The organism is Candidatus Latescibacter sp. IFSED24 (assembly GCF_058273205.1).
The window spans coordinates 3805861-3818986 of the sequence record NZ_CM177850.1 but is presented as its reverse complement, the minus strand read 5'-3'; the positions used below and the strand labels follow the sequence as shown (position 1 = coordinate 3818986).

Annotated in this window: 8 protein-coding genes; 7 read left to right on the top strand and 1 reads right to left on the bottom strand. The window is 69.0% G+C overall.

Features of this window, described 5'->3' with window-relative positions:
- The first annotated feature begins 217 nt into the window (after window positions 1-217).
- Window positions 218-2161, top strand: coding sequence for a choice-of-anchor J domain-containing protein (locus IFSED24_RS15430; protein WP_491332369.1), 1944 nt, complete (start codon window positions 218-220; stop codon window positions 2159-2161).
- A gap of 153 nt (window positions 2162-2314) precedes the next feature.
- A complete protein-coding gene (locus tag IFSED24_RS15425) occupies window positions 2315-3754 on the top strand; it encodes a PQQ-dependent sugar dehydrogenase (protein WP_491332368.1) in 1440 nt (479 codons plus the stop codon).
- A gap of 11 nt (window positions 3755-3765) precedes the next feature.
- Here IFSED24_RS15425 and IFSED24_RS15420 read toward each other — a convergent pair whose 3' ends face one another.
- Window positions 3766-4431 carry a cyclase family protein gene (locus IFSED24_RS15420; RefSeq protein ID WP_491332367.1) on the bottom strand — a complete coding sequence of 222 codons (666 nt, stop codon included), beginning with the start codon at window positions 4429-4431 and terminating at the stop codon, window positions 3766-3768.
- A gap of 100 nt (window positions 4432-4531) precedes the next feature.
- Between IFSED24_RS15420 and IFSED24_RS15415 the strand changes: the two genes are divergently transcribed.
- From IFSED24_RS15415 to IFSED24_RS15395, 5 genes are all read left to right on the top strand, one after another.
- Window positions 4532-4942 (top strand): hypothetical protein, encoded by a 411-nt coding sequence (locus IFSED24_RS15415; RefSeq protein ID WP_491332366.1) that lies wholly within the window; start codon window positions 4532-4534, stop codon window positions 4940-4942.
- Between the two features lie 319 nt (window positions 4943-5261).
- The gene (locus IFSED24_RS15410) at window positions 5262-5894 is read left to right on the top strand and encodes a hypothetical protein (protein WP_491332365.1); all 633 of its coding nucleotides are present in this window, start codon (window positions 5262-5264) and stop codon (window positions 5892-5894) included.
- A gap of 132 nt (window positions 5895-6026) precedes the next feature.
- Complete coding sequence (locus IFSED24_RS15405) at window positions 6027-7448, top strand: FlgD immunoglobulin-like domain containing protein (protein WP_491332364.1); 1422 nt, start codon at window positions 6027-6029, stop codon at window positions 7446-7448.
- A 183-nt stretch (window positions 7449-7631) separates the two neighbouring features.
- Window positions 7632-11789: a hybrid sensor histidine kinase/response regulator transcription factor gene (locus tag IFSED24_RS15400; protein ID WP_491332363.1), complete on the top strand. Its 4158-nt coding sequence runs from the start codon at window positions 7632-7634 to the stop codon at window positions 11787-11789.
- Between the two features lie 137 nt (window positions 11790-11926).
- Window positions 11927-13078: a hypothetical protein gene (locus tag IFSED24_RS15395; protein WP_491332362.1), complete on the top strand. Its 1152-nt coding sequence runs from the start codon at window positions 11927-11929 to the stop codon at window positions 13076-13078.
- The last annotated feature ends 48 nt before the right edge of the window (window positions 13079-13126 follow it).

The window sequence follows — 13126 nt, the reverse complement described above, 5'->3', positions numbered from 1 at the left end:
ATGACTGACCTTCAACTGCTTTATAGCACAGATGAATCGATTCAGCCAGCAAGAGTAAAGATGTCATCAAGACGCCTGCGAGACGGTTGTATCAAGCCTCCGAATGGGATATAATCCCCCCGTTGGTGCGCAGCACGGGCGCCCGGATCCACCTCCTGGTACCGGGGATCGGGTCATCGACCCCGCCCGTGCATCTCTCCCGCCTGGAGGTCCTCTCATGCCACGCTGGTTCCTCGCCTTGGCCATGATCTGTCTCATGGCCAGCCTCGCCCTGGCCACCCCACCTGAGAAACCTGCCCGAGCACCCCGCGACAACACCATCTCGAAACCGCTCTTCCAGCCCACCGCCGGCGACCGCCTCGACCTCGTCTTCGAGGGCTTCGAGGACGGCGTGCCCCCCGCCGACTGGACCATCATGTCCACCGGCCAGGCCGGAACCTGGGAGCAGGCCACCGGCGAGGCCCACTCGGGCAACGCCTCGGCCGCCGTGTTCTACGGGCCCACCGGCACCTGGCAGGACGAATGGCTGGTGACCCCGGCCCTGAACACCCAGGGGCTGAGCATGCTCATCCTGCAGTTCTGGGAGGCGGAAGCCTACTGGGCCGACTGGGGCTACGTCCACTCCGTCATGGTCTCCACCACGGTCGCCGATGATCCCGCGGCCTTCACCCAGGTGGCGGCCTGGACCCCGAGCGACCATGTCATCGACAGCTGGAACACGCCGCTGGACGTGGATCTGAGCGCCTATGTCGGCATGGACACCGTGTACATCGCCTTCCGTTACGAGGGCGAATACGCCGACGACTGGTACATCGACGACGTCTGGGTCTACGAACCCAGCGACCACGACGTGCGCGCCGTCGGGATCACGCCCGACGACACCATCCTGCAGGCGGGCGTGCCGGTGGCACCCGTCTTCACCGTGCGGAACATCGGCCAGAACACCGAGTCGTTCCCGGTCAACCTGACCATCGCCCAGGGAGGCATGGTCGTCTACGACGAGTCGGCCAGTATCAGCGACCTGGCCCCCAACACCAGCTACGACGTCACCTTCCCCGACTTCACGCCCGAAGCCGGCTACATCTACACCCTCACCGGCACCACGCAGCTCGAGGGGGACGAGGAACCCGGCAACGACGTGGCCACCGCCACGGTCGAGTGCTTCAGCGGCCAGCGCATGCCGCTGGGCCTCCTGGTCACCAACTGGGACTGCGGCCCCTGCGTCCAGGCCAACGTGTTCCTGGACGACTACTACCCCGCGCACAGCGACGAGATCGCGCTGATCCGGGTCCACTGCTGGTGGCCAGGCGACGACGATCCCATCTATCGCGCCAATATGGAGCAGGCAGAAAACCTGATCGAGGGCACCCCGACCGGCTCCGACTACGCGCCGCATCTCTGGATCGACAACATCGTGGACGCCTCCTCGAGCGCCACGGAATTCGCCGGTTTCTTCGAGGCGCAGCAGCAAGTGGCCGCACCGCTCGAGCTGAGCCTCCAGTACGCCCAGGGCGCTTCCTATGCGCTGGTCACCGTGGATGTGCTCGACCCCCTGAACCCGGAACAGGACTACGCCCTCTACGTGGCGGTCACCGAGGACCACGTCGAGGCCCTCGGCTCCAATGGCGAGCAGTTCCACAACCAGGCCTTCCGCATGCTCTACCCCGACCTCGCCGGCCTGACGGTGCCCCAGACTCCTGGCCAGTACATCTTCCAGGTCGACCTGGCCCTGGACGAGGCCTGGGTGTTCGACAACCTGCGCGCCACCGCCTACGTGCAGAACCTGGCCACCGGCATGGTCCAGAACGCCGGCAGCATGTTCCTGCACGAGGGCTCGGTGGCCATCGAGGATCCCGCGCTGCCGGACGATGCGGTGCCCGCCCTGGCCACGAGCCTGACCGGCGCCCATCCGAACCCGTTCAACCCGCAGACCGACATCAAGTTCAGCCTCGCTCGCCAGGAGCAGGTGCGGCTCGCGGTCTACGACCTTGAGGGACGCCGTGTGGCCGAACTCGCCGACGGCGTCTTCCCGGCCGGTGAGCACAGTGTCCACTGGAACGGCCAGGACCAGGCCGGACGCGATCTGCCCTCGGGCATCTACATGGTCCAGATGGTCACCGAACGCACGGTGCGTTCGAGCAAGATGACCCTGGTTCGCTGATCCCCTGGCCCGGTTCCCCTTCGACCGTGGCCGAACACGGCGCCCGCTCCGGCGGGCGCCGACCTTTTCGTTCCCCCGGCCTCGCCGTATACCAAACCAATGTTATCCTAGAAAGGTCGTTTTCCCCTCCCAGGTCGCCCGGAGGTCCTCATCATGCTGTTCATCGTCCTCATCTGCCTGCTCCTTTTGCCGGCCTCGGCCTCCGCCCTGACCAGCAGCCTCGCCCTCGACGGCCTGAACCAGCCCGTGCGCCTGGGCGCCCCCACGGACGATGAGCGTCTCTTCGTGGTGGAGAAGACGGGCCGCATCCGGGTCTTCAACAGGGACGGAGCCCCGCTCGGCGTGTTCCTCGACATCGCCGACCAGATCAGCTTGGGCGGCGAACGCGGCCTCCTCGGCCTGGCCTTCGCACCGGACTACATCACCAGCGGCCGCTTCTTCGTCAACTACACCGACGGCGGCGGCGACACGCGGGTGGTGGGCTATCGCGCCGACCCGGACAACCCGGATCGCGCCCTTCCCGCCAGCGCTGCTCCGGTCATCACCATCGACCAGCCCTTCAGCAACCACAACGCCGGCCACCTCGAGTTCGGCCCTGACGGGTTCCTCTACCTGGGCACCGGCGACGGCGGCGGCGGCGGCGACCCCCAGAACCGGGCTCAGAACCCGCAATCGCTCCTGGGCAAGATGCTCCGCCTCGACGTGTCCGGCCCCACGGGCTATACCGTCCCCGCCGACAACCCGTTCGTCGGCCAGGCTCCCCGCGACGAGATCTGGGCGCTGGGCCTGCGCAATCCCTGGTGCTACGGCTTCGACCGCCTGACCGGCGACCTCTGGATCGCCGACGTCGGCCAGGAAACGCTGGAGGAGATCGATGTCCAGCTCGCCGGATCACCCGGCGGCGAGAACTACGGCTGGCGTCTCATGGAGGGCAGCGACTGCTACGACCCGCCCGCCGACTGCAACGACGGCTCGCTGGTCCTGCCCGTGCACGAGTACAGCCACGGCGGTTCGCCCTTCCGCTGCTCCATCAGCGGCGGCTACGTCTATCGCGGCCTCGCCAGCAGCGAGCACCGGGGGCGCTACTTCTACGCGGATTACTGCAGCAACCAGATCTGGTCGCTGGACTGGACCGCCACCGGCGGCGTGGGTCAGGTGGTCGACCACACCGCCGAGTTGACCCCTCCCGGCGGCTTCTCCTCGGTGGTCTCCATCGGCCAGGACAGCCTGGGCGAGCTCTACATCGTCGACCTCGGCCGCGGGGCGATCTACCACATCCAGGGCGACACCACCGCGGCCGACGATCTCCCCGCCGCCTTCCGGCTCGACCAGAACGTCCCCAACCCCTTCAACCCCCAGACCACCATCAGCTACGTGGTGCCCAGCGACGGCACGCGCATCCGGCTGGAGATCCTCGATGCGGCCGGCCGTCTCGTGCGCACCCTGGTCGAGACCACGGCCTCCGCCGGCCGACAGACCCGGGTCTGGGACGGCCGGGACGATGGCGGGCGGGAGGTGGCGGCCGGGATCTACCTCTACCGGCTGACCGCCGGCGAGAACGTGACCGCGCGGAAGATGGCGCTCATCCGCTGACCGCCGCCCGCTCAGGACAGCAGCGCCACCGCGCGCACCGGAGCGCCATCGGCACCGGCGATCTTCAGCGGCAGGCAGCAGAACAGGAAGGGCCCGGCGGGCAGGGCCTCCAGCCCGGCGAGATTCTCCACCAGGAGCACGCCCGCGCCGAGGAGCACCCGGTGCACCACGAAGTCGGTGGCCGCGGCCGGATCCACCGAGATGGCGTCCACCCCCACGCCGCCGACACCCTGGTCCACGAGCCAGGCGGCGGCGTCCGCGGTCAGGGTCGGAAAACCGGTGAAATAGGCCGGCTCGCCCCAGCGCGCCGACCATCCCGTCCGCAGGAGCACGAAACGGCAACCGGCGATCCGCTCGCCGTGAGCCGCCAGCGTCGCGCGGTCGATGGTATCGCTGCCGAGCCCGGTCAGATCGAGACACACCGCCGGGCCGACGAAGCGGTCGGCGGGATACGAATCCAGGGTGGGGCCGTCGGCGAGCATGTGCGCCGGCGCGTCCAGGTGCGTGCCGGTGTGGGTCGCCATGGTGATCTCGTGCTCGAGGAAACCATGGGTCGCCACGGTGCAGGGGGCGTGCAGCACCGGACGGGGCGTGCCCGGATAGACCGGCATGTCCGCGGTGATGCCATGGGTCAGGTCGACGATCCTGGTCGGGTACCAGGCGCTGGCGGAGTTCATGGTTCTCCCTTCTCGGCTGTTTCGCCTCCCGACAATGTCGGTTAGATTGACCCCATCCGGAAGCACCCTTTTCCGCCGACCCCGACCAGGAGATCCTGCCATGAGACGATTGATCGCCCTCTTCGTGACCTGCGCCCTTTTCGTCGGCTTCGCCCTGCCCGTGCTGGCCGCCGACCAGCAGAAGGTGGAGTTCGCCTCCTACTGGGTGGTCTACGCCGAGAAGGGCCCCAACTGGAAGCCCCAGACCGACCAGGAAGGCATGGACCGGCGCATGCAGGTCATCGAGAACCTCGGCAAGCTGGTCCGCAGCGGCGAGGTGATCATCGCCGGCCTGGTCAACGACGGCAGTGAGGCCGAGTTCATCATGATCCTCCAGACCGAGGACGAGATGGGTTTGAAGGAGAGTCTGAACAACGCCGAGAACGTCAAGAACGGGATGTACAAGGCGCGTATCCACTCCTGGTTCGCACCCAAGGGGCTGAAGCTGGAGATGGTGCCGCGGGCCAAGTGACCCGCAGGCCTTGATGGCCCGATGCGCAGGGCGGCGGCCTCGACCAGGCCGTCGTCCTTGTTTTGAGCCCCCAGCGTCGCCCCCTTTCCGGCGTCGAGAACCCCTCAGGGCTCCGAAAACCCCCAAAATACACGATTGAGACCCCAGAGCAAAGGTATGCGACGGGCGCGTTAGCCAGGCCGACACCGGATGGTGCATCATTTCCGCAGTTCGATCGGAGGGACCCGGTCAGCGGTCGCGCTGAGGCGAAACCGTCCCGATCCCTCCTCGGCCGGAAGATTCCGGCCGGCAATCGTGAACCCGCGCAAGGGAGACCATCATGCGGAAGATCATGCTAACGACCCTGGCCATCCTGTCCCTGGCCGCCGTGGCCGGCGCCGAAGTCCTCTGGGACCAGTCCGAGGCCGATATGGGCGCCCCCGGCTTCTTCAACACCGAATCGGGTGCGCCGCCCTTCGGCTTGACCGTGTTCACCGTCAACGACATCGTCGTGGACCAGATGTGGACCGTCACCACCATCTCCACCTACTGGTCGATCCTGGACGAGAACTGGGCCTCCCTCAGCGAGGGCTACCTCCACGTCTTCCCCAAGACCGGATCGCTCCCGGGCGAGTCCGACGATCCCACCTTGAGCATGCTCGTGCCCATGACCGCCACCGTGGAAAGCAACTTCGGGACCCTGGTGGCCGGTGGCCTGGACCTGACCCTCGAGCCCGGGGAATACTGGATCGGCATCACCCCCATCGCTCCGTCGGGTCCGTTCGGTCCCGAGGTGCACCTCTCCAGCACCATGCTCATGGGTGACGATTCCGCCTCGTACGACCCCTATGGCATGCCCGTGGCCTGGTTCAACTTCAACCCCGGCTACGACGCGACCATCCTCATCGAGGGTGAGACGACCGTGGCCACCGAGGCCAAGAGCCTGAGCGAGGTCAAGGCCCTGTTCCGCTAGCCGTTCGACGGCTCGAGATTGCCGCGGGTCGCCGCGAGGGCGACCCGCGGGATCAGCAGGCGAGGCCGCCCTCGCCGCCCACTGGCCCACGGTCCGGGCAGAACCCGCCCGAACGACTGGAGAAGCTAGACCATGCAGAACGTGCGCAGCTTATTCCTGATCCTGCTGACGAGCCTGATCGGCATCTCCGGCGTGGCCGGTGCCGAGACCGTCACGGTGCAATTCCTCCAGAGCGTCATGGCCACCGACCTGAGCGCCGACGGCTCGGTCATCGTGGGCAACAGGCAGGGCAACTACGAGACCTTCCGCTGGACCCAGGAGACGGGTGTCGAATTCCTGGGGCGGTCCACCTTTGACGTCCTGGGTGTCGGCGCCGGCGGCCCCAAGGTCTCGGCCGACGGTACCCGGATCTCCGCCACCATCCTGGGCGAGGACGGCACTTACGCCACGCAGGGGCGCTGGACCCTGGGCGAGGGCTGGCAGCAGACCATGCCGCCCGCGCCGGCCGACGGCGGCCTGTTCGACGCCGCCTACGGTTCGGCCTGGGGCCTTTCGGGCAACGGCGAGGCGCTCGTGGGCCTCTACTGGCGGCCGGGGCAGTCCGACGGCCTGGCCCACGCCAGCATCTGGACCGAGGCCACCGGCGTGGTCGATCTCGGTTCCGGCGGCGGCAACAGCCGCGCCAACGCCGCCAGCTACGACGGTTCGGTGGTGGTGGGCTGGGACGAGAACCCCGACTTCGGCAACTGGTGGCCCACGGCCTGGCGGGACGGCGTCCGCACGGTCCTCAACGAGACCGAGGGCTGGTGCCTGGCCAACTGCGTCACCGACGACGGCACCATCATCGGCGGCGTCACCTACGACCCGGGACTCCGCTCCCGCGTCGGCGCGCTGTGGCGGTGGAACGGCAGTGACTACGAGGAAGAGATCCTCGGCCTGGTCGACGGCACCATTCCCAGCGACTACGCGCAGGCCATCGTCAACGGGATCACGCCCGACGGCAGCATGGGCGTGGGCTACAACCAGTTCGCCTTCAATCCCGGGAATGCCACCGGCTTCATCTGGACCCCGGAGGGCGGCATGGTGGACGTGGTGGACTACCTGGCGGCCCACGACGTCACGATTCCCAGCGACATCATGATCTCGACCCTGACCGGCGTCGCGGACGACGGTTCGGTGATGGTGGGCATCGGCCAGTACCTCACGCCCCCGTTCGACAACGTGACGGTGATCATCCGGGTCGAGACCACGACGGACGTTCCCGACCAGGCGAACGGAATGGCCCTGGGCGCCGCCTATCCCAACCCGTTCAACCCCCAGACGCGGATCCCGGTGTCCATGGCGCGGGACGGCTTCGTGAGGCTCGAGGTCTTCGACGCCGTCGGACGCCGGATCCGCACCTTGCATCAGGGCCAGCTGGTGGCCGGCGAGCACGAGTTCCGCTGGGATGGCCGCGACATGCGCGGGTTGTCCGTGGCCAGCGGCGTGTACCTGGCGCGCATCAGCGACGGCCAGGGTCGCTCGGCGAGCCGGCGAATGACGCTCATGAAATGATCCGCCCCCGCGGATGACCACCAAGAGCCGGCCGTCGGGACACGGATGTCGCGACGGCCGGCTCTTGCGTGACGGCAGGCGCCGGTTCCAAGGTGGCTACCAGATGCTCCGCCATAGTAGAATGATCATGTTCGGATCGATCCCCATCCCGCCATCCGGGACCAGGCCGTGCAAGCGACGCGAATGATCTGCATCTTGGTGGCCGCGATGACCGCAGCGCTGGCCGGCGGCGGCCTGGCCTCGCCCGATCATGCCGCGCAGGCGGCCTTCGAGCACCTGACCGTGTCCGACGGCCTGCCCGACAACTCGGTCCGCGCCATCGTCCAGGATCGCCTGGGATTCCTCTGGTTCGCCACCCAGAACGGTCTCGTCCGTTACGACGGTCTCGAGATGGTCCCCTTCGGACCCGTGAATCCCGAGACCGGCAAGGTCGTCAACCTGGCCGCCACCAGCTTGCTGGAGGATCGCGAGGGCGACCTCTGGATCGGGACCTTCGCCACGGGCCTCTGGCGCCTGCGCCGCCGCGACAACTCGTTCGAGCACTGGGGCGCCGACGAGACCGCGGCCCACCAGCTGGGTAGCCTCATGGTCTCCAACATTCATCAAACGGACGACGGGACGATCTGGGTCGCGCACGGCGATGGCGGACTCGCGGCCATCGATCCCGCCGCCGGCTCGGTCCGTCAGATCGGCCGGCGCCCCGGCGATCCACTGGCCAGCGCCCCGCCAGACACCGCGCTCAACGTGGTGCTGCAGGACCGGGGCGGAAACCTCTGGGTCGGCAGCGAAGGTCTTGGACTCGCCTGCCGTTCGCCCGACAGCGACCACTGGCGTCATCTCCGCCACGATCCCGACGATCCGGGCAGCCTGCCCTCGGACCTGGTCACCGACCTGCACGAGGACGCGGTCGGCCGTCTCTGGGTGACCACCCGCCGCGGGCTGGCCCTCTGGAACCCGAGTTCCGCCCGCTTCACCGTCGCCATCCCTTATCCCGACGATCCGGATGCCATGGCCAACTACTGCGTCGCGCTGGATGACGACGGCCACGGTCAGCTATGGATCGGAGCCGCCGTGGGGCTCTATCGCTACGACCCGGACTCGGGCACCTTCCAGCATTTCACCCACGACCCGCGCCGCGAGGATTCGCTGCTGCGCGGGCCGGTCCTCAGCGTGCTCTGCGACGCCTCGGGCATCATCTGGGGCGGGACCTGGCAGGTCGGCCTCAACAAGCTCGACCCCAACGCCCATCGTTTCACCGCCGTGGGGGCCGACCCCGGCGACCCGGAAGCCCTCGACTTCGAGTCGGTCCTCGCCGTGCTCGAGGACGCCAGCGGGGTCCTCTGGGTCGGCACGGGCGACCGGAGCGGCGGCCTGAGCCGCGGCGGGCTCAACAGCCGGCTTCCCGGCGAGACGTCCTTCCGCCGCCACGGCTTCCCCACCGACGACCCCGTCCAGCCCAGCGCCGTGCTCGCGCTCTGCGAGGATCCCCAGGGGACGCTCTGGATCGGCACCGACCGCGGCCTCTGGCGGCTTGGACGCGGCCAGCGGCAACCGCAGCGCACCGTCTACAACGCCGGCAGCGGCGCGCCGCTGCACGACGGCAACGTGTCCGCGCTCTGCCTCGGCCCCGGCCAGGAACTCTGGATCGGCACCTACGGCCGCGGTCTCTACGTGCTCGAACGCGACACCGGCCAGCTCCGCCATTACGTCCACGACCCCGCCGACTCCACGAGCTTGCCCCAGATGCATCCCATCTCGCTGTTCCGCGACCGTCGCGGCCGCATGCTGGTCGGACTGGACACGCGCGGCCTGGCGATCTACGACGCGACCAGCGACGCGTTCCTGCCCCGCTTCTCGCCGGCCAGCGGTCTGACCTCGCCCGTGGTCATGGTCCAGGATCCCCAGGGCAGCATCTGGGTCGGCGCATTCGGCGGCCTCTTCCGTCTCGACGACGACGGCTGGGTCGTGCAGGCGGTGACCCCGCAGGACGGTCTGCCCAACGCCGCGATCACCGCGGTCCTCCCCGACGACGATGGTCGGCTCTGGCTGTCCACCGGCCGGGGCCTGGTGCGCTTCTCGCCGGCCGATGGGGAGATCAAGACCTATGACGAGCGCGACGGACTGCCCTCCGCCGAGGTCTGTGTCGCCCAGTGGCGAGGACGCGACGGAGCGATCTATTTCGGTGGTCGCCGGGGCCTGGTGAGCTTCGATCCCGCCGCCGTGCACGACTCGGAATACCGGCCACCGGTGGTGATCACCGCGTTGCGCGTGGCCGGAGTGCCGCTGGTGCCGGGGCCGGGATCGCCCCTGCCGGTGCCGGTGGAACAGGCGACGGAGGTGGTGCTGGACCACGACCAGAACGATCTGACCCTGAGCTTCGCGGCCCTGCACTTCGCCCGACCGGAGCGCAACCGCTATCTGTACCGGCTGGACGGCGTGGACGACGAGTGGCGCGACGACGCCGGCGCACATCGCGCCACCTACACCAACCTGACACCCGGCCGTTACCGCTTCGAGGTCCGCGGGAGCAATGCCGACGGAGCCTGGAATCCCGAGCCCGCGGCGCTCACGGTGCGGATCCTGCCGCCGTGGTACCGCACGACCTGGGCTATCAGCGTGTACATCCTGCTCGCCATCGGGCTGGTGGCGCTGATCTACCGGCAGGTCATCCAGCGCGAGCGCATGCGCTCGGCGCTGGAGGTCGAGCGTGCCGAGGCGCATCAGCTCCAGCAACTCGATGCACTGCGGTCGCGGTTCTTCGCCAACATCTCGCACGAGTTCCGGACCCCGCTCACCCTCCTGCTCGGCCCGCTGCAGCGCCTCGAGCGGGATCCCGAGACCGGCGACGCCGCGCTCTTCGCCATGATGACCCGCAACGCGCGCCGCCTCAGCCAGCTCATCGAACAGCTCCTGGACCTCTCGCGCCTGGAGGCCGGCCGCCTGCCGCTCAACTGGCGCCATGACGATGTCAGCGCGTTCCTGCGGGCGATGGTCTCCCCATTCGCCACCATCGCCGAGGATCGTGACATCGTCCTGAAGCCGGAGATCGCCGCGGATCCGCTCGTGGCCTGGTTCGAGGCCGACATGCTCGAGAAGGTCGTCAGCAACCTGCTCTCCAACGCGCTCAAGTTCACGCCGAACGGTGGCACCATCGAGGTCGCGACCCGCGTCTCGGAAACGCTCCAGCGCCCGGTCCCGCGCTCCCCCGGCAGCGACACGCCGGCCTGCGAACTGCCGGCACGGTTGCTGCGGATCGCGGTGATCAACAGCGGATCCTACATACCACCGACTGAACAGCCCCGCGTCTTCGACCGTTTCCACCAGCTGGCCGGCAGCTCGCGGACCGGCGGGTCGGGGATCGGCCTGGCGCTGGTCAAGGAGCTGGTGGTGCTGCTCGGCGGATCGATCACGGTGAGCAGCGATCCGCACACCGGTACCTGCTTCGATGTGGAGCTGCCGGTCCTGATGGCGGCCCCGCCGGGCGCCCGGGAGACGGCGGCCTCGACCGGCGGCGTGGTCGCCGCCGCCGCACTCGCGGAACAGGACCTCGCGGCGGATCTCGACCTGCCGGAACCGGAAGGGGCGACCGCCACGATCCTCGTGGTGGAGGACAACGCCGATCTGCGCGGCTTCGTGGTGCGCGAGCTCGCCGCCGAGTACCGCGTCCTCGAGGCTCCCGACGGCGAGCAGGGGCTCGCGGCGGCGCTGGAGCACGTCCCCGATCTCGTGGTCTCCGACGTCATGATGCCGGGGATCGACGGCTTCGAGCTGTGCCGCCGGCTCAAGGGGGACCTGAGCACCAGCCATGTTCCGGTGATCCTGCTCACCGCCCGGGTCGAGCTCGAGAGCCGTCTCGAGGGACTCGAGCAGGGGGCCGACGACTACCTCGCCAAGCCCTTCGACGCCCGCGAACTGCGGGTGCGGATCGCCAACCTCGTCGCCATGAGGCGCAAGCTGCAGGCGCGGTACGCCGACCAGGTGGTCACCCTCGACCTGGAAGCCATGCCGGTGACCTCGGCCGATGAGCGCTTCCTGCACCGCTGTCGAGCGGTGGTGGAAGAGAACCTCGACAATGAGGATTTCACGGTGGAGACCTTCGCGCGCGAGGTCGGCCTGAGCCGGGCCCAGCTCCATCGCAAGCTCAAGGCCCTCATCGACCTCGCCCCCCGCGACTTCCTGCGCACCCAGCGCCTGCAGCGCGCCGCCCACCTCCTGCGCAGCCGCTACGGCAATGTCACCGAGGTCGCCTACGCCGTGGGTTTCAAGAGCCTCTCCCACTTCGCCCGCAGCTTCCGCGAGCAGTTCGGGGTGTCGCCGTCCTCCTACCCGGACGGCGATTGAATCGGGTTAAAACCGGGATTTCCGGGTGCGAACGACCTCCAGGCCAATCCATGCGACGTGGAGGAGAGCGCCGGAACGCGCGCCGGGATATGATCGGTCCCGATCCGTCGCCGCCATTCCATGGAAAGAGGTCCGACTTGTTGCGCTGGGTCATCGCCTGCATCGCCGTCCTCGGCGGGATCTGGGCCCCGCCGGCTGCGGCGGTCTCCTTTGAAGTGCTGGACGTCCCCAGACAGTCTCCCTGGGTCCAGGGAGCGCTGTCGGACGACGGCTCGCAGCTCGCGCTGAACGCCGGCGGTCAGTACTACCTCTGGACACGGGATGCGGGCTTCACCGCGCTGGGCGCCGGCCATCCGCTGGCCACGACCGTGGACATCAGCGCCGACGGAAACGCGGTCTGCGGCACCGTCATCGACTCCACCGGGCGACGCACCGCGGCGGTCTGGCGCTCCCCCGGCGGCTGGTCGCCATTGGCTCCGACCGGGGATGCCGCCCCGGGGATCCGCGACCTCGGCAGCGGCTACGCGATCGACAGCGAGGGCTCGGTGGTCGTGGGACTGGTCTGGATCGAGAGCGGCGCCGCCGCCTGCCGCTGGTCCACTCCCTCCGACCCCGTCCGGCTCCCCGATTCGGGACGCGGCAGCCGGGCCACGGCCGTGGCCCAGGACGGCCACGTGATCGTGGGCTTCGACGAGCATCCGCAGACCGGCTTCCGCCGTCCGGCGCGCTGGCGCGGCGGGACATTCGACCTGATCGCCGGTCCCGACCGCATCGGGGAGATCTGCGCCATCGACCCCGCCGGCCGGCGCTACTGCGGCCAGGTCGATGGCCGTGCCTTTCTCGGCGACGACGCCCGCGGCCTGGTGGACCTCGGCCTGCTCGAGGATGGACCGTGGGAACAGAGCCTGGCCAGCTCGCTGAGCGCCACGGGAGTGGTGGTGGGCTGGAGCGGCGACCCCACCTGGGGCCTGCTCGATGCCTTCGTCTGGACCGAGGACGCCGGCATGCAGCCGGTGGCGGTCTGGCTGGCCCGGCTCGGGATCGCGCTGCCGGCCGAGCTGCGCCTCGCCAGCGTCATGGACATCAGTGCCGACGGCTCCACCATGATCGGAACCTGGCAGGACCCCGACTGGCAACAGGGCACCTGGCTGGTCGCGGGCCTGGGGCCGGAGGCCTACGCCCTGCTGGCCGAGCTGAGCACCGGCGCCCCGGCCTGGCAACGCCACGGCCTGTTCCCAGACGAGTCCCCGCCACCCGCGCCGCCGGGGCGCCCCGTCCGCTTCCGCTGATCCCCACGAACAGCGGGCCGCCCATCCGGACGGCCCGCCTCACGACCT